This window comes from Rhodococcus sp. As11, from assembly GCF_048957735.1.
Taxonomy (GTDB): Bacteria; Actinomycetota; Actinomycetes; order Mycobacteriales; family Mycobacteriaceae; genus Rhodococcus; species Rhodococcus gordoniae.
The window spans coordinates 1-22169 of record NZ_JARDJE010000034.1 but is presented as its reverse complement, the minus strand read 5'-3'; the positions used below and the strand labels follow the sequence as shown (position 1 = coordinate 22169).

The 22169-nt window shown below is 66.0% G+C and carries 20 protein-coding genes, 1 pseudogene and 1 riboswitch; of the genes and pseudogenes, 8 read left to right on the top strand and 13 right to left on the bottom strand.

Going from position 1 to position 22169, the window contains the following annotated elements; genetic code table 11:
• Window positions 1-14 precede the first annotated feature (14 nt).
• Window positions 15-1496, top strand: a complete 1482-nt coding sequence (locus tag PV766_RS23450) for a sodium:solute symporter family protein (RefSeq protein WP_421098045.1) — start codon at window positions 15-17, stop codon at window positions 1494-1496.
• A 60-nt stretch (window positions 1497-1556) separates the two neighbouring features.
• Here the strand turns inward: PV766_RS23450 and PV766_RS23445 are convergent, their stop codons facing one another.
• The gene (locus PV766_RS23445; protein WP_421098044.1) at window positions 1557-2618 is read right to left on the bottom strand and encodes a DUF3558 domain-containing protein; all 1062 of its coding nucleotides are present in this window, start codon (window positions 2616-2618) and stop codon (window positions 1557-1559) included.
• A 180-nt stretch (window positions 2619-2798) separates the two neighbouring features.
• Entirely contained in the window at window positions 2799-3695 is an 897-nt protein-coding gene (locus PV766_RS23440; RefSeq protein ID WP_421098043.1) for a type IV toxin-antitoxin system AbiEi family antitoxin domain-containing protein, read from the bottom strand.
• 627 nt (window positions 3696-4322) lie between these two features.
• Here PV766_RS23440 and PV766_RS23435 point away from each other — a divergent pair.
• On the top strand, window positions 4323-5243 hold the full coding sequence (locus tag PV766_RS23435) for a phosphodiesterase (protein WP_064063164.1): 921 nt from the start codon (window positions 4323-4325) through the stop codon (window positions 5241-5243).
• On the opposite strand, the gene PV766_RS23430 is transcribed toward PV766_RS23435, so the two are convergent.
• On the bottom strand, window positions 5240-6736 hold the full coding sequence (locus PV766_RS23430; protein WP_421098042.1) for a stealth family protein: 1497 nt from the start codon (window positions 6734-6736) through the stop codon (window positions 5240-5242). The two genes, PV766_RS23435 and PV766_RS23430, sit on opposite strands and share 4 nt — an antisense overlap.
• A gap of 262 nt (window positions 6737-6998) precedes the next feature.
• Window positions 6999-7090, top strand: a riboswitch (TPP riboswitch).
• Between the two features lie 55 nt (window positions 7091-7145).
• On the opposite strand from PV766_RS23430, the gene PV766_RS23425 reads away from it, so the two are divergent.
• Together PV766_RS23425 and PV766_RS23420 are read left to right on the top strand one after the other, a co-directional pair.
• The gene (locus PV766_RS23425; protein WP_421098041.1) at window positions 7146-7910 is read left to right on the top strand and encodes a 3-oxoacyl-ACP reductase; all 765 of its coding nucleotides are present in this window, start codon (window positions 7146-7148) and stop codon (window positions 7908-7910) included.
• Window positions 7910-9214, top strand: a complete 1305-nt coding sequence (locus PV766_RS23420; RefSeq protein WP_421098040.1) for an LLM class flavin-dependent oxidoreductase — start codon at window positions 7910-7912, stop codon at window positions 9212-9214. Before PV766_RS23425 ends, PV766_RS23420 begins: the two co-directional genes overlap by 1 nt.
• A gap of 15 nt (window positions 9215-9229) precedes the next feature.
• Here the strand turns inward: PV766_RS23420 and PV766_RS23415 are convergent, their stop codons facing one another.
• From PV766_RS23415 to PV766_RS23400, 4 genes are all read right to left on the bottom strand, one after another.
• Entirely contained in the window at window positions 9230-10174 is a 945-nt protein-coding gene (locus tag PV766_RS23415; protein WP_421098039.1) for a type IV toxin-antitoxin system AbiEi family antitoxin domain-containing protein, read from the bottom strand.
• A 133-nt stretch (window positions 10175-10307) separates the two neighbouring features.
• Complete coding sequence (locus tag PV766_RS23410; RefSeq protein ID WP_421098038.1) at window positions 10308-11588, bottom strand: serine hydrolase domain-containing protein; 1281 nt, start codon at window positions 11586-11588, stop codon at window positions 10308-10310.
• 139 nt (window positions 11589-11727) lie between these two features.
• The gene (locus PV766_RS23405) at window positions 11728-12189 is read right to left on the bottom strand and encodes a DUF5994 family protein (protein WP_064060096.1); all 462 of its coding nucleotides are present in this window, start codon (window positions 12187-12189) and stop codon (window positions 11728-11730) included.
• Between the two features lie 31 nt (window positions 12190-12220).
• Window positions 12221-12778: a DUF5994 family protein gene (locus PV766_RS23400; RefSeq protein ID WP_228044967.1), complete on the bottom strand. Its 558-nt coding sequence runs from the start codon at window positions 12776-12778 to the stop codon at window positions 12221-12223.
• A gap of 160 nt (window positions 12779-12938) precedes the next feature.
• On the opposite strand from PV766_RS23400, the pseudogene PV766_RS23395 reads away from it, so the two are divergent.
• The 3 genes and pseudogenes from PV766_RS23395 to PV766_RS23385 form a co-directional block, all read left to right on the top strand.
• Window positions 12939-13597 (top strand): annotated as a pseudogene (locus tag PV766_RS23395) (phosphatidylinositol mannoside acyltransferase); the annotation flags it as partial.
• Between the two features lie 161 nt (window positions 13598-13758).
• On the top strand, window positions 13759-14061 hold the full coding sequence (locus PV766_RS23390) for a DUF5994 family protein (RefSeq protein ID WP_064060094.1): 303 nt from the start codon (window positions 13759-13761) through the stop codon (window positions 14059-14061).
• Window positions 14062-14169: 108 nt separating this feature from the next.
• On the top strand, window positions 14170-15216 hold the full coding sequence (locus PV766_RS23385) for a zinc-dependent alcohol dehydrogenase family protein (RefSeq protein ID WP_129978083.1): 1047 nt from the start codon (window positions 14170-14172) through the stop codon (window positions 15214-15216).
• A 3-nt stretch (window positions 15217-15219) separates the two neighbouring features.
• On the opposite strand, the gene PV766_RS23380 is transcribed toward PV766_RS23385, so the two are convergent.
• Entirely contained in the window at window positions 15220-17448 is a 2229-nt protein-coding gene (locus PV766_RS23380) for a glycoside hydrolase family 3 C-terminal domain-containing protein (RefSeq protein ID WP_421098037.1), read from the bottom strand.
• A gap of 126 nt (window positions 17449-17574) precedes the next feature.
• On the opposite strand from PV766_RS23380, the gene PV766_RS23375 reads away from it, so the two are divergent.
• Window positions 17575-19428 (top strand): TerD family protein, encoded by a 1854-nt coding sequence (locus PV766_RS23375; protein WP_421098036.1) that lies wholly within the window; start codon window positions 17575-17577, stop codon window positions 19426-19428.
• Between the two features lie 68 nt (window positions 19429-19496).
• On the opposite strand, the gene PV766_RS23370 is transcribed toward PV766_RS23375, so the two are convergent.
• The 5 genes from PV766_RS23370 to PV766_RS23350 form a co-directional block, all read right to left on the bottom strand.
• Window positions 19497-19856: a hypothetical protein gene (locus tag PV766_RS23370; protein WP_421098035.1), complete on the bottom strand. Its 360-nt coding sequence runs from the start codon at window positions 19854-19856 to the stop codon at window positions 19497-19499.
• Window positions 19857-19882: 26 nt separating this feature from the next.
• Window positions 19883-20428 (bottom strand): DUF3558 domain-containing protein, encoded by a 546-nt coding sequence (locus tag PV766_RS23365; RefSeq protein WP_421098034.1) that lies wholly within the window; start codon window positions 20426-20428, stop codon window positions 19883-19885.
• Window positions 20429-20555: 127 nt separating this feature from the next.
• Complete coding sequence (locus PV766_RS23360) at window positions 20556-20852, bottom strand: hypothetical protein (RefSeq protein WP_421098033.1); 297 nt, start codon at window positions 20850-20852, stop codon at window positions 20556-20558.
• 81 nt (window positions 20853-20933) lie between these two features.
• On the bottom strand, window positions 20934-21521 hold the full coding sequence (locus PV766_RS23355) for a DUF3558 domain-containing protein (RefSeq protein WP_413767882.1): 588 nt from the start codon (window positions 21519-21521) through the stop codon (window positions 20934-20936).
• Window positions 21522-21606: 85 nt separating this feature from the next.
• Window positions 21607-21966 carry a hypothetical protein gene (locus PV766_RS23350; RefSeq protein WP_413767883.1) on the bottom strand — a complete coding sequence of 120 codons (360 nt, stop codon included), beginning with the start codon at window positions 21964-21966 and terminating at the stop codon, window positions 21607-21609.
• Between the last annotated feature and the right edge of the window lie 203 nt (window positions 21967-22169).

Below are 22169 nucleotides of genomic sequence, written 5' to 3'. Positions count from 1 at the left end.
CATACGGAGCTGCCATGATCATCACCGGTGTTGCCGTGTGCCTCGTCGTACTTCTCGGGGCCGGCTTCTACTCCACCCGCAAGGTCCGCGGACAGGCGGGCAACTTCCTGCTCGCCGGTCGCTCGCTGGGCGCACCCGTTCTCGCCGTCCTGCTCATGTCCCAAGTCATCGACTCCAACGCGACCCTCGGTTCGGCCGACCTCGCGGCCGGATTCGGATTCTGGGCCGGCGCGGCGATGCCCCTCGGCGTCGCGCTCAGTGTTCTGCTCGTCGGAATCTTCTTCGCGAAGCGCCTGCGGGCGACCGGCGTGGTGACCCTGCCGGAGTTCTTCGCCCGGCGCTTCGGGCGCGGCACCGAGATCACCGCCTCCGTCCTCACCGTGGGCAGCTTCGGCATCCTCCTCGCCGGCAACCTCGTCGCACTGGCCTACCTCCTGCAGTACTTCCTCGGTCTGAACTACACCGCTGCGGTACTGGTGATCATCCCGTTCGTGCTCGCCTACACGATGGCCGGCGGCATGTTCGCGAGCGTCTACACCGGCATGGTCCAGTTCGCCATCATGGCCGTCGGTATCGTCTCCCTCCTCGCATGGGTGGCCCTCGGTCCCGGCTTCACCCACGGTGACGGCCTCGGCATCGGCGATCTCGGGCAGCTCACCGACCCGGCGCAGGGCGCCGCGATCAACTGGGCCACGATCGTTGCTCTCGGACTCGGCAACCTCGTCGCGATCGACCTGATGCAGCGTGTGTTCTCCGCCAAGTCGCCGCACGCGGCGCAGCGCGCCTGCTTCTCCGCGGCGACCGGCATCCTCGTGCTGTGCGTGCCGCTGTCCTTCGTCGCTCTCGCCGCGGTCTCGATCGTCGGTGACAGCGCTGCCGACGCGCCGATCCTCTACGTCCTGCTCGGGCAGTACACCCCTCAGTGGTTGTCGATCCTGGTCCTGTCCGGTCTGGTCACCGCGTCGCTGACCACCATCAGTGGGGTGCTGCTGTCCACCGCGACGGTCCTGGTGCGCAACGTCTTCCGAGTCGGCGGCGAGAACGCCGCGATGTCCTCGGACGTCATGAAGGCCACGCGCCTGCTCATGCTGCCCATGGCGGCCTTCGGCGCGCTCGTCGCCCTGCGCGTTCCGCAGACGGGCATCCTGCTCACCCTCACCTTCGACCTTCTGCTCGCTTCGCTCGTCGTCCCGTTCATCCTCGGGCTGTTCTGGTCGCGTGGGGACGGGCGTGCCGTGGCGGCCGCCGCGATCGCCGGCATCACGGTGCGCGCCGGCTTCTTCGTCCTCACCCCGACGATCTACGGCGTCGACAACACCCTGCTGTACATCCCGAACTCGCTGGTCACCTCGTCCGTCGACGGCTGGACCACTTTCATCGGATTCCTGGTGTCGCTGGTCGCCTACGTGACGGTCGCGCTGGTGCGACGCCCCGTCCGCGCGGTCACCGTTCCGGAGCCGGCCGTCCTGTCTGCGAAGCAACCGGTCGCGGTGTAGCTCGCGCGCCGAACCGGGGTTCGCTACCGCAACACGCGGGGCGAGCCCCGGTTCACCGCGTCAGAGATCGACGAGTGTTTCGATGTCCTGAACGAGGGAGAACAGGAGAGCGCACTGTTTCTCGGAAGGAATCGGTTCGTTGTCGTAGGGGAAGTGCAGCCACGAGCTGACGAGAACGCCGAATTTCGTGTCCAGGATGATCGCGCAATCGTTGCGGTCATGCTGGAGGAGCGCTCTCCTGCTATTGATCGTGATCTCGGTGGAGATATCGCGGTCGCGCTCGAGATATTCCTCGTAGGAGACGTTGCCGGCGAGGAAAGTGATCGCGTAGGAATCCTTGTGGTCGGTCGTCTGGGCGAAGCTCTTCCATGAGCAGCTGATGAATGTGTACGTGCCGAAGGGAAGATCGGTGAGATCCTTGCTACGGTCGTCGAAACCTCTTTCGAGAAGTATCTCCATCGGAACATCCAGGCACGGATCGAAAGTGATGTCAGGTCGTTCCGAATCGTCGACGACGCGAGGCGTACGTACGGTCGTGGCGACCTCCATCATGATTCGTCCTGCGTCGACTTCTCGGTCCACCGAATCCTCGATCCGCTCGACGAAGCTTCTGGTCCGGCTGCATCGTGCGTCGTCCGTCATCGGCTGCATCTCGCGTGTGAGGTTGTGGTGCTTGATGCTGATCAGGCCGAATCGGGTGCTCATCGATATCTCGCAGCTATTTGTTACGTTCGGGTCGAACTTGACGAGGGCGGGACGACCGCTGACTGTTGTCTCGGTGGTGTTCTCGGGGTCCCGCTTGTAGGCTTCGTCGAGCGTCCTGTTCGACGCCAGCAGGTACAGGTCGAACCAACCCGTATCGTTACTGTCCGGGGGAATGCTGTCGAAGGTGCACAGGATCGACGTGTAACCACCGGAGGTGCGCTCGGACTTCTGCCCGGTGGAGAGGTCGACACGTTCCGCACGGAAAGCCTCCTCCGGAATGTCCGCACATGGATCGAATGTGATTTGTGCATGCACTTCCGGGTCGACCGCTTTCGGTGTGTCGTTGGTGGGAAACACGCCTTCGGCCGCGATCGATGCCGGCCCTGGAGAATGGCTGCATCCCGCAACAAGAATCACTGTTATTGCAACTGCCGTCACCGACTTCGTGACGACTGTCGTCCACCTACGCACGTGACCCCCCGATCCGTTTCTGCCGGCGGGACGTTAGCACGTTCCTTCCTCAGCCCCGCACGGCGCAGTGATTGCTCGCGCGCCGAACCGGGGTTCGCTACCGCAACACGCGGGGCGAACCCCGGTTCACCGCGTCAGCTTCGCGGCGCGACGCGCAGCCTGCCGGAGTCTCTCCGTCACGACGTCGAACCGTTCCAACTCCGCCCACGTCCAGCGCACCACTTCGTAGCCCGCGTCGCGGATCGCGTCCTGCCGGAGCTTCTCGTCGAACACATCGCGCGGATCGGAATACTTGATCCGCCCGTCGAACTCGCCGACGACGCCGTTCTCCCAGAAGAAGTCGACGCGATAGCGTCGCCCGTTTCCACCCACGATCTCGTACTGGAGGATCGGTCGCGGGAGTCCCGCTTCGGCAATACGTAGACGCGACAGCGACTCTCCCGCACTCTCGCTGCGACCGTCCAGGAACGGCACCACCGTGCGGGCACGTGCCAGGCCGTGGCGAGTCCGGGCATCGACCAGCGCGCGTGAAACCTGTTCACGCATAACGGGGTACAGACGAAGGGCGGAATCGCCGGCGATCACGGCCTGCTCCTTCGGGAGCGTGCGTGCGAGGTCGACGACGGTCCGTGCGGCCGACGTGACGGCTACTCCGTCGACGACCACCACGTCGTCGCCGAGTTCGGTCGGATGCACATGGATCTGCGAGGTGACGCGGCCGCGCCGCGTGGCAGGTCGGGAGATGTGGACGAGATCGAGTGGGACGTCCCATAGCTCGAGTCCGTGCAGGGCCGCGGCCGACGCGTGGCTGAGCGCCTCGTCGGGACCGAGCGTCGCTCCGACATGTCGGGCACGGACTCGGTGGACGCCGACCGGCCCGAGTGCGTCGAGGTCGCAGCGGTGCAGATAGCAGCCGCGTCCGACCCGTACGAGTGAGCCGGTGCGAACGGCAGTGCGGATCTCGGTGTCCGAGAGACCCGCGACGGCGAGCGAGGCGTTGGTGAGGATGTTCGGATCAGTCACAACGACGATCCTGCGCGGTACGACACCCACCGAACCCGCGACGATCTCCCGATCCGGGGCACCTGTGGATCGATCGCGGGGTTGGGGACAAACTCTGTTGGGAGGCCGTTGACGCGCCGAACCGGGGTTCGCGCGTGCTACAGCGGCGGCGAACCCCGGTTCGGCGCGTTCCTCGCTTCCTCGAAGACGATGTCCCCGAGGAGGGTGCACTGTTCCACCGCGGCAGGCGGCTGCATGTTTGGGGATCATGACGCCCCTCGCCGGGATGGGTAGTGGTGAATCCATGGCACTCCCGGTGGGGACGTCGAGAGGGAACGGCAGTCGTGTGTCGGACGCCGAACGTCCGTCGACCCTGTTCGCGCGCCGAACCGGGGTTCGCTGCCGTAACACGCGGGGCGAGCCCCGGTTCACCGCGTCAACGACCGGTCCGTGAACGACCCTCTGTTGTGAGCTAGATCACCAGAGCTGAAGCAGCTGTCCGTTTCCGCAGGTCACCAGGCAATAACACGCTGTTCGCCGCGGGGTCTGGGTCTCGATGTGAGCCAGAAGCCATGGAGTCGTGGAAACACAATCGCTACCGTTGATGGCGATCGAGTGCCCGAAACGGGCGAATGGAAGTGAGAGATCATGGGCAGTTCTCCAGCCCCTGAGCGAACAGCCGAATATCCCAGACCTTCGCACACCCTCCTTCATCTCACCGATACGCACCTCGTCGGTGGAGACGAACTCCTCTACGGCACCGTCGACGCCGACACCCGCCTCGGGCTGATCCTCGAGGACATCCGTGCGTCACAGGTCCGTCCCGACGCCCTGGTGTTCACCGGCGACCTCGCCGATCGCGGTCAACCCGACGCCTACCGCAAGCTCCGCAGGCTCGTCGAGCCGCTGGCGGCGGCGCTCGGTGCCGACATCGTCTGGGCCATGGGTAACCACGACGACCGGGCCGTTTTCCGAGAAGAGCTCCTCGACGAAGCGCCCGCCGGCGCGCCCATCGACGAAGTCCACAGGGTCGGCGGACTGCGGATCATCACGCTCGATACTTCGGTTCCGGGCCATCACCACGGCGAGGTCTCTGCCGAGCAGCTCGCCTGGCTGGCCGACGAGCTCTCGACACCCGCGCCGTTCGGTACCGTTCTCGCACTGCATCATCCGCCGGTGCCCAGTGTCTTCGACATGGCCGTGCTCGTCGAACTCCGCGACCAGGCCGGTCTCGCCGAGGTGCTGCGCGGCACCGATGTGCGTGCCATCCTCGGTGGCCACCTGCACTACTCGACCTCGGCGACGTTCGCGGGCATCCCGGTGTCGGTTGCCTCGTCGACCTGTTACACGCAGGATCTGAACGTTCCGGTCGGGTCGCAGCGCGGGCACGACGGCGCGCAGGGCTTCAACCTCGTGCACGTCTATCCCGACACGATCGTGCACTCGGTGGTGCCCAGCGGAAGCTACGCCACCGCCGGGCAGCCCCACACGGCCGAGGATGCGGCGCGGCGTCTGGCCGAAGCCGGCATTCGGATCCCCGAGAACCCCGACCTCACCGTTCGCGTCTAGTCGATGTCCGGTCGACTCGGGTAGTCGGTTTCCCAGGGCGCCGGAATCGGGTAGTACCGCTCGAGGAACTGCGTGACCTTCGCCGTCCGCAACTCCAGGTCGACTTCCGGCGTACTGCCGTCGTTCAGGCAGAACAGGTCGAGGTTGCGCCGGGCCAGGATCGTGTCCAGCCGTCGCAGTCCGGTCTTCGCCGTGGTGTCGACGTACGCCACCTTCGCCGTCGTCTGCTGTACCGCACGGCCGGTCAGCAGTGTGTAGTAGTGGTAGAAGGAATTCGTCACCGAGATGTTGTCGGCAGCCCGGAACGGGCTCGCCGCCGTCGCCGCGAACTCGTCCGCGAACTCCTGTTCCATCTCCGCCATGATCGACCTGCGAAGCGGGACCGGCGTGTGCTCGAGGTGCCGAGTGATGGTGACCCCGAATCGGTCCTGCAGCAGCGTCCGGTTCATGCGGGCGGAGTTCTCGAAACCGCTGCGCGACGAGTGGTTTCGACCGAGACCGATCCGCACGTCGCACTCGATGAATTTGCCGACGCCGCCGCCGGAGAAGAACAGGCTCGGGCTCACCCGTCGACCGAAGAACATGTCGTCGTTCGAGTACAGGAAGTGCTCGGAGAGCCCCGGGATGTGGTGCAGCTGCGACTCGACCGCCATCGAGTTGTAGGTGGGCAGCGCCGACGGGTCGGCGAAGAACTCCTCGCTGCGGACGAACGTCACGCGCGGATCGTCGGCGAGCCACGCCGGTCGCGGCGAGTCGGTGGCGACGAAGATTCTCCGCACCCACGGTGCGTACATGTGGACCGAACGCAGGGCGTACTTGAGTTCGTCGATCTGCCGGTAGCGCGCCGGCGAGTCGTCACCCTCACCGACGACATAGTTCTGCATGAGCTTGGCGCGCTCGGCCTGGAACGACGTCGACGACCCGTCGACCCAGGAGAACACGAGGTCGATCTCGAACGGGATGTCGCCGGGATGGCGGTCGAACATGCCTTCGATCGTGGGCCACAGCTGCCCGTACCGTTCGACGGTCGTTCGGCGCATCTCGTCGCGCCGTGCGGTTGTGCGGGTCAGAGCATTCGCGCGAGGCATGATCACTTCGTCGTCGGTGTAGGTCCACAGCTCGATGTCCACGCCGTTCGACGCGCCGTACCGCAGCCCGCTGGTCAGCTCGACCCGCGGGCGGAACAGCCGGAACACCCGATCCTTCTTGGCGGGCGACAGGTGTCCGTCCGCGACGAGGGTCGAGCGACGTTTCGAACCGACGGCCTTCGAGTAGAAGGGTTCGTCGGAGCATCCCTCGGCGATAGCGGCACGCAGCCTCTTGCGGTCGGACCGGTCGATCGCCAGGATCGGACGTTCGCTGTCGTCGCGCACGAGCAGGTAGTCGATGCGCGCCCGGTCGAGCACGCGGCGCAGGAACAGCACGTCCTCGATCTGCGCTTCGTCCGGCGTGGTGGTGGTGATGGGGATCGCGTAGCGATCCTCGAACCACACGACGTCCTCGTGGCGCGCGGGTCCGCGGACCGGGGCACGGTCGAGCGGCGGGGCGTCTCCGACCTGCTGGGAAAGGGAGACGTAGGGAGCGTTGTAGGGGGCCGGCGAGTGCGTCGGAATCTCCTTTCGCGGGTCGGGTCAGGAAAGGCTCATTTTAACGCCGATCTGAGCTAAGTTCCCGGGTCGGTGATGTGACGATCCGATGAACGCCGACGCCGACGGTCTCGACGGGGTCGAGATCCCGAGGTGTAACCTGTGCGCAGGACTCGACACGGGGTGCCGGACACGGCTGAGAGAACACCCGTCGAACCTGATCTCGATTATGCGAGCGAAGGGATGCCGAGCCGGCGACAGGCCTGAGGTCTGTCGCCCTCACGCACCCTTCCCGACACAGGGAAGGCACAGAAAGATGTCACTGCAGAACCGGATCGTCCTCGTCACCGGTGCCGGTCGCGGCCTCGGCCACAGCATCGCGCAGGCGTGCGCCGACGAAGGAGCCGCCGTCGTTCTCGATTACCGGCGTAGCGGCGAGAGCGCGCACGAACTGGCCGACAAGATCGGACCCGAGCGGGCCGTCGCTCTGAAGGCCGATGTCACCGACCGCGCCGAGGTCGAGTCGCTGTTCGCGCGGGCCCGCGAGCACTTCGGGCGACCCGTCACCACGGTCGTCAACAACGCCCTGCCCGACTTCTCGTTCAACGGCGACGCCCGCGCCAAGGCGGACGAGATCGGATACGCCGAATTCGGTGCCCAGTTCGACGGGGTCGTCGGTGGTGCCGTCAACGTCATCCAGGCCGCGCTGCCGGGCATGCGGGAAGCCGGCGGCGGCAGCGTCGTCAACATCGGCACCAATCTGTTCCAGCATCCGGTGGTCCCGTACCACGACTACACCGCCGCCAAGGCCGCGCTGCTGTCGCTGACCCGCACCTTCGCCGCCGACCTCGGCCCGGACGGGATCCGCGTCAACATGGTCTCCGGTGGTCTGCTGCGCACGACCGATGCATCGTCGGCGACGCCGGAGGCGGTGTTCGACCTCATCGCGTCGTCGACGCCGCTGCGGAAGGTCACCACCCCCGAGGATTTCGCGGCCGCGGTGCTGTTCTTCGCATCCGACTGGTCGCGGGCCGTCACCGGGCAGAACCTGGTGGTCGACGGAGGGCTGGTGATGAACTGATGCCCGGACCACGTACCCTCCACCTCAACGCCTTCCTCTACGGTGTCGGGCACCACTCGGCGGCATGGCGCCATCCCGACTCCGCCGCCGAACGCATCGGCGACATCACATATTTCGAGGAGCTTGCCCGCACCGCCGAACGAGGACGCCTCGACGCCGTGTTCTTCGCGGACGGTCACAGCGTCAACCCGAAGTACACGGCGGGCACCACCTGGTTCCTCGAACCCCTCACCGCGCTGGCGGCCATGGCGCGCGCGACCGAGCACATCGGTCTGGTCACCACCGTCTCGGCAAGCTTCTTCACGCCGTTCCACGCGGCACGGATGCTGGCCTCGCTCGACCACATCAGTGGTGGCCGCGTAGGAGCCAACATCGTCACCTCGATGTTCGACGACGAAGCGCGCAACCACGGATTCGACGCGCTCCCGCCGCACACGGAGCGATATGCCCGGGCGGAGGAGTTCATCGAAGTGCTGTGCGCACTGTGGGATTCGTGGGACGACGGCGGTGTCCTCGTCGACCGGGCCGGCGGCAGGTTCCTGGACTCCTCCGCGATCCGTCCGATCCATCACCGGGGCAAGAACTTCCGCGTCGACGGTCCCCTGACCGTGCCGCGGTGCCCGCAGGGCCGTCCCGTGTTGTTCCAGGCCGGAGCATCGGAGACCGGCCGCAACCTCGCGGCCCGCCACGCCGAGGCCGTCTACTCGGTCGCGTGGGACATGACCGCGGCGCTCGAGTACGCCACCGACGTGCGTGCACGCATCGCCTCCGTGGGCAGGGACGCCGGTTCGGTCGCCATCCTGCCGGGGCTCGTGACCTACGTCGGCCGCACCGAAGACGAAGCGTGGGCGAAGAAGGCGGAACTCGACGCTCTGCTCGACATCGACGCCGCCCTCGTCCAACTCGGAGTCTTCACCGGTCAGGACTACACGCGCCACGATCTCGACGCTCCGGTCGGCGACCTGCCGCCCATCGAGGAGTTCACCGGTCCGCAGGGCCGCTATGCGACGGTGCAGCGCATCATCGAGACCCGTCGCCCGACCCTGCGCGAACTGCTCGGATACCTTGCCGCGGGTGGTGGTCACGCGACGATGATCGGTACTCCCGAATCCGTCGCCGACAGCATCGAGGAATGGTTCACCGCGGGCGCCTGCGACGGTTTCAACCTGATGTGTCCCGCCTATCCGGATTCCCTCGACGACTTCGTCGACCTCGTGGTCCCGGAACTGCAGCGCCGCGGCCTGTTCCGGACCGAATACCCCGGGTCGACCCTGCGCGACTCGCTCGGTCTGAAGGCGGTGTAACAGAGCGCGAACCGGTCATCGGAGCGGGTTGTAGCGCGCACCGATGACCGTTTCGCGCTCTGAAGCTTCGCGACGCGCCTGTTGCCGGCGACGTGCACGCTCGAACCGATCGACGACGACGTGGAATCGCGACAGCTCCGCCCGGTTCCAGCGGATCACCTCCAGCCCGAGATCCCGCAACGCATCCTCGCGCGCCTTCTCTGCGAGCAGGTGGTGGCGTCCGGTGTATTTTCCGGCGCCGTCGAATTCACCGACGATGCCGAGTTCACACCACAGGAAGTCCACCCGGTACCGGCGTCCGTCGCGAACGACGATCTCCTGCTGCAGGTCGGGTATCGGTAGACCCGCCTCGATCATGTGCAACCGCGACAGAGATTCGCCGACGCTCTCGCTCCGCCCGTCGACGAGGCGCGCGACCGACTCCGCCGCGACGATCCCGGTCCTGCCGCGACACGCAGCAACGATCCGGGGCAGGTCGAGGCGCGCCGTCGGATCCGCGCGCAACGCCGAGTCGCCGATGACGAGAGCGCGCGGACGCGACAGTGTGCGCGCGACGTCGACGACGGTACGAGCGAGCGACGTGACGCGCAGACCGTCCACGTCGACGACGTCACAGTCCAGGTCGGAGGTGTGGATGTGCAGGTCGTCGCTCACCCGGCAGTTGCGTGTCGACGGGCGCGTGAAGTGGATCCGTCCCAGCGGCGCGTCCCAGACGTCGAGGCCGTGGACGACCGCGGCCGTTACATGACTGAGCGCCTCATCGGCTCCGAGGCGGGAGCCGACGAGGTGTGCCCGGGCGAGGTGAACGCCGACGGGGCCGAGGGCGTCGACGTCCTCTCGTGTCATGTACGTGCCGCGAGCGATCCTGACGAGCTCGCCGTACCGGAGCCGTGTGCGCACCGCACGATCCGAGACGCCGGCCTCGGCGAGCATCGCCCTCGTCCACACCTGTCGGGTCATGGACCTGATCATCGGGCACGGCCGGGCCGGTTCCGGGGCCGTCGCCCTCCGATTGCCTCGATCTGTGGAGAACACGAATGCCTGTGGACAACCACGTGACCCGGCCGTGCCTGCCCACCGGACGCCGGTACGATCAGCCTCCCGGCGTCGGCGCGGGTGTGCTCTCCTCTGCGTCGGGAGCGCGTGCCGGATCGCCCGGCGCCTGATAATCGGAGCCGTAGAAGATCGGCAGGATGCCCTTGACGAGGGTCAGCGCCGAACCTTCACCCGACGGCACCGTCGACAGATTCGTGGCGATGACGATCGTCAGATCGGTGTCGGGGTCGTGGCCCATGAAGGTCATGAAGCCCGGAAGCTGCCCGTCGTGTCCGAGCAGCGGCCCGAACCGGGCCATGCCGAGCCCGTATCCGGCGGTTCCCCCGCCCACCGATTGCACGCTGTCGAGCCGGGTCTGCTGCATCTGTCGGTCGAGCAGCCCACCGCCGACCAGTGCCTTCACATAGGTGGTCATGTCGTCGACGGTGGAGATCGCAGCGCCCGCCGTCCACGCCCAGGAGGGATTGTCGTCGGTCACGTCGTTCGGCTTCAGTGTTCCTGCGACCGCCGCGGCCTGCTGGTCGTCCGGCAGTTCGAAGGTGTCGATGGTGGAGACGTTGGTGCCGAACATGTAGCCCTGCGGATGCGGATCCGGGATCGACGCGTCCTCGATCGCCGGGAACGAGGTGTTCTCGAGTTCGAGCGGAGCGAAAATGCGCTCGTCGAACGCATCCGCCACCGGCATGCCCGTCAGTTCCTCGATGACGAGTCCGAGCAGCACCGTATTGGTGTTGCTGTATTCGAACTGTTCCCCGGGCGGGAAGTTCACGGGTCGAGAGAACGCGATCTGCAGCAACTCCTCCTGCGTCCACGCTTTCTCGGGTTCGCGGTCCAGTGTCGCGTTGAACTCCGGGTCGAAGGTGTAGCTGTACAGGCCGCTCCGCATCTCGGCGAGCTGCGCGATGGTGATGGTGTCGCCGTTCGGGACACCGTCGATGTATTTCGAGATCGGGTCCTCGAGCGACACGCGACCTTCCTGCACCAATTGCAGGATGGCGGTGACGGTCATCGTCTTCGTGTTGCTGCCGATACGGAAATGGTCGTCGGCGGAGATCGGCTCGTCGGTGTCGAGGATGGACGTACCGAACGTGCCGGTCCAGTCACCGCGGTCGGGGGAGCTGATCTGTATCACCGCGCCGGGAATGGCGTTGTCGCGCATCAACTGGTCGATGGTGGATTCCAACTCGGCCACGTACGCGGGTTGCGCTTGATCCGCCGGGGTGGAGGAAGGATCCGTACCGGACTCGGTGTCGCCGGAGCTACACGCCGAGGTTGCCAGTAGGGCGACCGCCGTGATCGACGCTGCGAGTGTCTTCATAGGTCGTCTGCTTTCGGGATCTGGGGCCCAGAGAACGGGGTTTCTGTGATGTTGTCACGGAATTCGTGTATTTCCCGATGTGGAGACGAATTTTCACCCTCTCGAAGGAGGGCGGTCGATTTTCGAATGCGGAGAGCGATCAGATCTTTCCGAGATCCGGTGCCACGGCCTTCTGCATGTCCTCGTACGCGCGGTCGGCGTCGAGCGTGGGCGCGATGATGAGCAGGCGGAGACGGAGTTCGCCGCTGCCGTAGACGTACATCAGGCCGGAAGGTTGATCCGGAGCGGGGCCGACGATGTCGATTCCGTCCGGAGCATCGATGCCTCGCTGGGACACGCTGAGCGCATTCCAGTCGAACGCGATCCGCTCGGTTCGTCCCAGGCGTGGGGTCAGTGCGGACACCAGATCGTGCAACTCGGCGGTGAGATTGTCGCCTCGCGGCCACCATGCACCGTCGACGCCGGGGGAGTGCTCATCGGGGTCGCGGAGAAGCAGACGCACCGTGCGAGTCGGGACGTCGAAGGGCTGTCCGCCGTCGGCGGCGGCCTGGAAACGTCCCAGGCCGCGGCCGGTGAACGGGTGTCGTGGGCTTTCTGTCATGTCACACTCCGGTGCGGGAAACGGATCGAGGTCAGTAGAGGCATCCGATGTCCGCTTCGGTGGGTGAGGCGTGACCTCCCTCGCTGTCCCAACTCTGCAGTGCTTCGGAGGTGCCGGAGACGGCTCGGCTCGCGGCGGTCAACAACTCCTCCGCAGTGAGCATGTTCGACCGTTCCGACGCTCGATAGAGCAGCGCCCGAGCGGATACGGGGTCGGTCTCCGGCGGTACGACCACCAGAATGCGACGAGTTCCGTCCAGGCTGCGGACACCGAGTGTGCCGACGGACTGGTAGTGATACCCGTCGAGACGGACGGGATGGTCCTTGACGCGTCTGCGCCCTTCGATGGGCTGCCACGCAGTCATGCAGTAGGTGAGACGGGCGAGTACGCCGGCTCGGCCCGCCAGCAGCGTTTCGAGTCCGTCGAGTTCGGCGGACAGGTCGTCCGAGTGCGGCCACCAAGCCCCGTCCACGGGACCCATGGTCGGGTGCCCGGGTGTCAGCGACAACCGCGCCGGAGGCGTGGATGCGTGGTGAGAGGGCGAAGAAATGGGTCGATCCGAACGGAGTCGGTCGTGGTGCAGCGTCATGGCGACGCTCCTGACTAGGTCGCTCAGCGGCCTGCTCATTGGACGGTGACGACGAGAGCGGATGGTCTCGTGCTCACCGACATCTCCCAGCCTACCCGCGTCGCGATCGCGAGCGGTCGGTGCATGCTCGAACATTACGGTTGCCGTCGATGGATCCGTGCAGCTTGCCGAGACCATCGACTCTGCAGCCACCGGACTCGACCACATCCACGAAGCGGCCGCTCGTGGACGCGGCATGGTGCTGGCGTTGCTGCACAGCGGTAACTGGGACCTGGCGGGAGTGTGGATTGTCCAGAGGGCCGGCACACCGACCGTCGTGGCCGAGCGGTTACAACCGGAATCACTGTTCCGGCGCTTCGTCCGGTTTCGTGAAGGCCTGGGATTCGAGATCGTTCCGCTCACCGGTGGCACACTGCGCCACCGTTGGAACAGCTGACCGCCCGGGTTCGACAGGGACGGATAGTCGGGCTGCTCGGTGAGCGTGATCTGTCCGGAACCGACGTGCCGGTTTCCTTCTTCGGTGAACCGGTGTGCATGCCGCCCGGTCCGGCTCGGCTTGCGATCGACACCGGTGCGCCTCTGCTCCCCATGCGCTGCTGGTTCACCACCGACGGGTGGGGGTTCCACGTCGACGCGCCGATTGCGACCGTCGGCGGTGTGCAGGCCACGACCCAGGCCCTGGCCGACCGGTTCGCCGCCCATCCGGCCGACAGACGCATGCTGCAACCGGTATGGACCGCCGATCGGCGTGTCCACGGCGATGCGCGATCCGGATCGAGTCGATTCTGCTGCACTCCGGTCGCGTACACGGAGGCGTAGGCTCGGCTGTATCCGACGGCATCATGCGCAAACCACCCAGTTGCGCCATGCCGGAGTCGACGAGCCGGTCTTCCCGGAGGCCACGACGGGAGCGTCCCATGACGCCAGCACCTCGGTCCACGCCATCCCTACCGCCGCGCACGCCTACCCCGACCCCGCGAGTGCATCTACGTACGGACCCGAAGGATTACATCGACGCCACCTGGTGGCCGCGAACGAACAACCTTGCCACCGAACTTCCCGATCTGATCACCGCACTGCAGCTACGGACAGGCCCGATATCCCGCGTCGTCTACGACCCGAGTGCCTGGTCTCCTACCGACTCGCCGTTGATCGTGGGCGAGCGCCGCGTCCGCCTCGACCCGTACCCGTTCGAGTTGTCCGACACCGTGTATGTCTACGGAGTCAACGGCAGTGTGATGGTGCTGCAGGCCGTTCGCCCGATCGGCTCGATCGAATCGTAGCCTCCGAAGGCAACGGCCGGAGATGCTCGTTGCCCCGAAAGGTTCCGATCCCTGTATCGCTCGTGGCACCCTGAAATAGGACCGAAACCGTCGGCGAAAGGCCTGACTGTGAAGGCACTGGTATTTCACGGACCGGGAAAACGATCGTGGGAGGACGTTCCCGCCGCAACCATCCAGGACAGTACCGACGCGGTGGTGCGGGTCGACGCGGTCACCATCTGCGGCACCGACCTGCACATCCTCGGAGGGGATGTGCCCGAGGTGACCGACGGCCGGATCCTCGGCCACGAGGCCGTCGGCACCGTGGTCGAGGTGGGGGACGGAGTGCAGACACTCGCTCCCGGCGACCGAGTGCTCGTCTCGTGTATCACCGCGTGCGGTACGTGCCGCTTCTGTCGCGAGAGCCGGTACGGGCAGTGCCTCGGAGGCGGCGGCTGGATCCTCGGGCACCTGATCGACGGCACCCAGGCCGAACTGGTCCGAGTTCCGTACGCCGACAATTCGACCCACCGCATTCCCGACGGCGTGAGCGACGAGCAGATGCTCATGCTCGCCGACATTCTGCCCACCTCCTACGAGGTCGGCGTACTCAACGGTTGTCTTCGACCGGCCGACGTCGTCGTCGTCATCGGAGCCGGACCCATCGGACTCGCCGCGATCCTCGCCGCACGACTGTTCAGCCCGAGCCGCATCGTCGCCGTCGACCTCGCCGACAGTCGCCTCGACGCGGCGAAGGCGTTCGGGGCGAACGTCGTGGTCAACAGCGGTCGCGAGGACGCGGCGGCCGTCGTCCGAGATCTCACGGGAGGTCTCGGCGCCGATGTCACCGTGGAGGCCGTCGGCTATCCCGAAACGTTCGAGCAGGCGGTCGCGCTCGTCAGGCCGTGCGGACACGTCGCGAACATCGGCGTGCACGGCAAACCTGCGACCCTGCACCTCGAGGACATCTGGATCAAGAACCTGACGATCACCACCGGCCTGGTCGACACCTACTCGACGCCCACACTGATCGGTCTCGTGAGCAGTGGTCAGCTCGACACGTCGCCGATGATCACGCACCGGTTCGCGCTCGACGAGTTCGAACAGGCCTACGACGTGTTCTCCCGTGCCGGCGAGACCGGTGCGCTGAAAGTACTCCTCACGGCCGGGTCGTGACGCTCATTCCTGCTGATCGGCGATATCGAGAAGTTGCTGGATCTGCTCCGGCTCGACCCCCGGAGCGAACCCGGCGAGACGACCGAGCGGCATCGACGCCGCCATTTTCAGAACACTCTCGTCGACCCCGACCTCGCCGCCGAGCGAACCGAACGCCTGCAGGACGATCTCGGCGGCCGCGGGGTTCTGGAACAGTTCTCCGAGAGACGACTCCATCGTCAGCGGAATTCGCACCGCGTCGCCCGTCACGTCGACGGTGAGCGTCTGCCGGATGTCGCGGCTCGACGCACCGATGTCGATGCTGTACGTGCCACCTTCGACCACCCAGGAATCGACGCGGGTGTCCCAGTAGGCGAGGTCGTCGCGTCGGATACTCACGGCCACACGTTGCGATTCGCCGGAATCCAGACGGACCTTGGTGAAGCCCTTCAACTCTCGCGGCGCCCGCGCAACGGACGAACCGGGTGCACCGGCGTACACCTGCACGACCTCGGCGCCCGCACGCCCACCCGTGTTGGTGACGGTGACGTGCACCGTGAGATCGCCGTCGGATTCCACAGCGGCATCGGAGTATTCGAACGTCGTGTACGACAGGCCGTGACCGAAGGGGAAGGACACGTCGAGGCGACGCGCGTCGTACGAGCGGTATCCGACGAACAATCCTTCTCCGTACCGCACGTGGCCGTGTTCGCCCGGGAAGTTCGTGTGCGCCGGGGTGTCCTCGAGCCGGATCGGGACGGTCTCCGCGAGGCGGCCGCTCGGATTCACATGCCCGTAGAGCACGTCGGCGACGGCGCCCCCACCGGCCTGTCCGAGCAGCCACCCTTCCACGATCGCCGGAACACGGTCGGCGAAGCCGCTGAGCCGCACGACACCGCCGTTCGACAACACGACGACGACGTTCGGGTTCGCCGTCAGCACAGCATCGAGCAGCGCGGTCTGACGCTGCGGGAGTTCGAGGTCGTCGCGGTCGAAACCTTCGGATTCGAGTTCGGCGGGTACACCGAGGAACACGACCGCGATATCGGCGTCAGCGGCACGCTTCACCGCCTCGTCGACGAGTGCGGCCGAATCCGATCCGTCGAGCGCGTAACCGGCGGCGAAGGGAACGTCCCGGCCGGACAGCGACCGGATCTCGTCGAGCGCGTTGTCGAGGCGCGTCGGTTCGATCCGGGACGATCCGGCGCCCTGGTAGCGCGGCGTGCGGGCCAGTTCACCGATCACCGCGATGTTCGCGGCGGCGGCGAGGGGAAGCAGGTCGTTCTCGTTGCGGAGCAGCACGATGCTCTGCCCGGCCACCTCGCGGGCGAGTGCGTGGTGGGCATCGGCGTCGAAGGTCGCGCGGGGATCGGACGCAGCGACGGCCTTCTGCACCAGTTCGATCACCCGCGCGGCTGCCGTGTCGAGGACCGATTCGTCGACCGTGCCCGCCCGTACCGCCGCGACGATCTCGGCGTCCGTACGACCTCCTGTGGACGGCATCTCGAGATCCAGACCTGCCGCGAGGGACGCGACGCGGTCGTCGACAGCACCCCAATCGCTCACGACCAGACCCTCGAAACCCCACTCGTCGCGCAGGACGTCGGTGAGCAGCCATGGGTTACGGGACGAGTACACCCCGTTGATCCGGTTGTACGAGCACATCACCGTCCACGGCTGCGCGTCGCGCACGACCCGCTCGAAGGCACGCAGGTAGATCTCCCGCAGTGGCCGCGGGTCGACGTCGGCGGAGACCCGCATCCGGTCGGTCTCCTGGTTGTTCGCCGCGAAGTGCTTGAGTGACGCACCGACACCCTGCGACTGCATGCCGTGCACGAGCGCAGCGCCCAGAACACCCGAGAGCAGCGGATCCTCCGACAGGTACTCGAAGTTCCGGCCGCACAAGGGGGAGCGCTTGATGTTGATACCGGGCCCGAGCAGGACACCGACCTGCAGTGCGCGGGCCTCCGCTCCCAACGCCGCGCCGACGCGCTCGAGCAACTCCGGGTCGAAGGAACACCCCAGCGCGACGGCAGGCGGGAAGCAGGTCGCGGGCACGGACGAGTGCAGACCGAGATGGTCGCCCTCGGCGGTCTGTTTCCGCACACCGTGCGGCCCGTCGGTGAGCATGATCGAGGGGATGTTCTCGCGCGCAACCGGTTCGGTGTGCCAGAAGTCGAGGCCGCTGGTGAGCGACGCCCTCTCCTCGACGGTCAGTCGCGCCACGATCTCGAGAGGTGAGCGGTCGGTCATGCTGCTCCTTCGGCGGGGTCGGTCCGCTGCACCATAACCCCTCGGGGAGACGGACGATATCGACGGAGCCGGAGCGTGTGGTACATCGGGAGGGCGGTGTCGATCCTGTCGGTCGACTGGTCGAGAATGTCCGATTGTGGTGGTTCTCGTCGGGGGACGAAGCGATCGGAGGAGTACGTGATCGAAGTGCATGCACCGGCGGAGGGGTCCGTGACGTTGCCCCGCGACCATCGATGGGTGGTGGTCGACGTCGAGACCTCGGGTGTACGTCCCAACGCCCACAGGGTCCTGAGCGTGGCCGCCCTCGTGTTGCGCGAGGACGGGTCCGTCGAGCGAGAGTTCTCGACTCTCGTCGACCCCGGCTGCGACCCGGGACCGGTGCACATCCACAACCTCACGCGGGAGCGCCTCACCGGGTCGCCGCGCTTCGAGGACATCGCCGGCGAACTCGCCGGGATTCTCGACGGCGCCACACTCGTCGCCCACAACGCGTCGTTCGACTACGGGTTCCTCGACGCCGAGTTCCGTCGGGCCGGCACCTCGCTTCCGGCGGAGCACCGCCTGTGCACGCTCGCGTTGTCGCGCCGGCTCGAACTCGACGTCCCCAACTACCGGTTGGCCACCCTCGCGCAGCACTGGCAGGTCCAGCAGTTGCAGGAGCACGACGCCTACGACGACGCGCGCGTCCTGTCGGAGATATTCCTGCGCAGCGCCGCCATGGCCGACAACCTGCAGTTGCCGCTACCCGTCGTGAACTGCCGCAGTCGCAAGTCGGTGTATCCCGCATCCATCCCGCGGGTCGCGTGCCAGTGGAAGAACCCGGGTCGTCTCGGCGACGACGGCCTCGTCCAGGGCATGAAGGTCGTGATCAGCGGCTCCACCGTCACTCCGCGTGTCGCGCTCGCGAACCGGCTGACCGACGCCGGACTCGACGTGATGAACAACGCGAGCAAGCAGACCAGCGTCGTGGTGTGCAACGACCCCACGGTGCAGACCGCCAAGGTCCGCAAGGCGATGTCCGAAGGCATTCCCGTGATCAGCGAACACCAGCTCGAGGACCTGTTGACGCGAGTGCGGCCGGGCGAACCGAAGGTCGCGACCGTCGTCGACATCATCCCACCGCCGGAACCGCAGGTCGCGGTGGTGCCTCAGGTCCGAACACTGACGGGGCAGAAGCCCAAGATGTGGACCGGACGCACGGTGCTGTTGCTCGGCGGCACGCATCTGCAAGCCGTCATGATGCGCTCGCGCCTTACTCAGCTCGGTGCCCGGCCGGCCCTCAACTTCACGGCCGCCGTCACCGACGTGCTGGTCCTCGAAGGGGGAGAGGCCGACAAGCGGATGGCGCGGGTCGCGGCGCGTGAGCTGCCCGTCCTGCGACCCGACGACGTCGATGCCGCGGTGGAGAACGGAGTGGTGCCCCCGCACATGCGGGCGGAGTCGCGGCTGACGGCGCCGGTGCTGTCCCGCGGTGAGGTGATCGACCTGCCGTCCGACAGTCACCGCTGGGCCGTGAACGTCGCCTGGAAAGCCGAAGCCGTCGGCGACGAATTCGATCTCGACATTGTGGCCTTCCTGCTCGACGCCGACGAGAAGGTCGACACCGACGACGATTTCGTCTTCTACAACAATCCGCTCTACGACGACGGCGTCGTCGAACTGACCATCGACGGTTCGAGTGAGCACTGCATCCGCGTCGACCTCGCAGAACTCCCCGCCGAATGCGAACGCATCGCCATCGCCGCAGCCATCGACGGCAACCGCACCTTCGGCGAACTCGGCGCGGTATCGGTCGGCGTCGACAGCGAGGCCGGCACCGCCGCGACCTTCGTGCTCGACGCCGGCACCACCGAACGCACCATGGTGCTCGCCGAGATCTACCGTCGCGCCGGCACATGGCGGCTGCGCGCCGTGGGGCAGGGGTACGACGACGACCTCGCGGCCCTCGCACGCCGGTACGGGGTGGAGGTCGACGACTGACCTCTGCTTCGTCGCGCGGGCGGGGATCGCCTGAGCGCTGCGGAGCGCGAAATGGTCAGCGGTGCGCGTTATTGCGCGCTCTGATGACCATTTCCCGCTCCGCTGTCGGGGTCGGTGGCGGCGAGTTGGCGGGCCCAGTCGGATTCGGTGTCGAGGAAGGCTTCCCCGCCGGTGGCGAAGGCGTCGCGGAGTTGCTTCAAGGCTTCGCTGAACTGCTCGATGCGTTCCATAGCTGACTCCGGAGTGCCCATGGCTTTGCGCCTGTAACCGGCAGCGAGTTGTTGGGCGGATTCGAAGTCCCCGAACCCGCGAACGTCGATGAGCTTCGCTGCCGTTGCTTGTGCACCGTCGAACTCTGCAAACATCACCTCGCAGATCCGCAGGATCTCGTCGATTACATGTGGTTCCAGTCTGGTGAATTCGGGCATCGTGACCTCTCGGCGTGACAGCTGAATCAGCTAGGAATGTGCCCTTCGACCGCGGCGACCAGACCTTCTAAGTCAGCGCACCATTCCTCGACAGGTGCGTATCCGGTGCGCTCGGTATGAAGGATCCTGGTGAACATGACGATTCCGAACTCGGTCTCGAGGACGTACTTGCACGTATTGTTCCGGTTCGGGTCGATTTCGAGCAGCGCACGACGCTCGTTGACAGTCACTGCCGTTGCGACGTGCCCGTTGTTTTCGAGTTCTTCGTCGAGGGAGACGTTTCCAGCAAGAACGTTGAGACTGTATCCGCGTCGTATGTCGGGGACTTTGTTGCTATCTCGGTAGGTGCACCCGAGGAATGTGTACGTCCCCATCGGCATGTCCGCGACTTCCTTCTTCCCCGCGTCGTACCCGGCCGCGTTCATGACGTCGTCGGGTATGTCGTAGCAGGGGTCGAAGGTGACTGGGGGTCGGCCGGAGTCGTCGGTGATGCGCGGGGTCTGGGTGGCCGACGTGGAAGCCTCGTCGCTCGTGGCCGGCTCCGCCGAACCCGGACTGCACGCCGTCCCCATGACAGCCAGTGCTGCGAGCGCGACGATTCCCCACCTGCCCATGCGACCCCCCGATCGATTGTCGGGCAGACGCTAACACAACCGTCCCGGGCACTGCTCCGGAGCGCGAAATGGTCAGAGGTGCGCGTTATTGCGCGCCCTGATGACCGTTTCCCGCTCCGTTGTCGGGGTCGGTGATGGCGAGTTGGCGGCCCCAGTCGGATTCGGTGTCGAGGAAGGCTTCTCCGCCGGTTGCGAAGGCGTCGCGGAGTTGGAGGAGGGCGAGAGTGAACTGCTCGATGCGTTCGACTGCAGATTCCGGTGTGCCGGACGCTTTGCGCTTGTAACCGGCCGCGAGCTGTTGCGCTGACGCGAGGTCCCCGAACCCCTCGATATTGAGGAGCCTACGTGCTGTCTCTTGGGACTCGTCGAACTCATCGAGCATGACCTTGCATATCCTGAGAATCTCGTCCACGACATGCGGCTCGAGTCGGGTGAAATCGGGTGGCACAGCACTCCTCGTAGGTCAGCTGAGAAAGGGTTCGATCGACGCGACGAGTTCCTCGAACCCGTCGCACCACACCTCGATGGGCGGACGAGTTACGGAGTCCGAATGGTAGAGCCTGTCGAAAATGACGATTCCGAAGCTCGTTTCCAGGACATACGTGCAGGCGAGTGACGCCGCGGGGTCGACTCGTAGGCGTGCAGCCCGGCCATTGATCGATGTCGGTTCGGAAATGTGCCCGTTCTTCTGAACTTCCTCTTCGAGGGTGACGTTCCCCGACAGGATGTTGAGCCCGAATCCACGCCTGACGCCAGGGACGTAGTCGTCGTTCTTGTAGAGACACCCCAGAAAGGTGTACGTCCCCATGGGCATGTCCGCTATCCTCTTCTCACTCGCGTCGTACCCGGCCGCATTCATGACGTCATCGGGGATGTCGTAACAGGGATCGAAAGCGACGGGCGGGCGGCCGGAGTCGTCGGTGATGCGCGGGGTTCGGGTTGTCGTGGTGGCAGTTTCGTCGCCTACAGCGACATCATCAGCTGAACCCGGACTGCACGCCGTCCCCATGACAGCCAGTGCTGCGAGCGCAACGATGCCCCACCTGCCCATGCGACCCCCCGATCGATTGTCGGGCAGACGCTAACACAACCGTCCCGGGCACTGCTCCGGAGCGCGAAATGGTCAGAGGTGCGCGTTATTGCGCGCCCTGATGACTATTTGGCGCTCCGCTGTCGGGGTCGGTGGCGGCGAGCTGGCGGGTCCAGTCGGATTCGGTGTCGAGGAAAGCTTCCCCGCCGGTGGCGAATGCGTCGCGGAGTTGGGTGAGGGCATCGATGAACTGCTCGACGCGCTCCTTCGCCGATTCCGGAGTGCCCGCAGCCTTCCGTCGGTATCCCGCGGCGAGTTGCTGGGCTGAGTCGAAGTCGCCGAAACCATCAGTTCTCGTGAGTCTGTCTGCAAATTGCAGCGATTGCTCAAACTCGGCGAGCATGACGCCACAAATGCGGACGATCTCGTCCACAACGTCAGGTTGTAGTCGTGTGTGGTCGTGCATCGCTACTCCATCCGAGGAATCACTTATCGATGAATGATTCGATTTTGGTCACGAGCTCGATCAATCCTGCGCACCACTCGCTTTGAGGGGCAGGGCCTGCATGGTCTGCGTAGTACAGCCTGCTAACTGTATGAGGCCATGACGTTGGTGACACCGGTCCGGAGTTTGCTCGCGGGCGGCCGATTACCGACGGCAGTATGCGG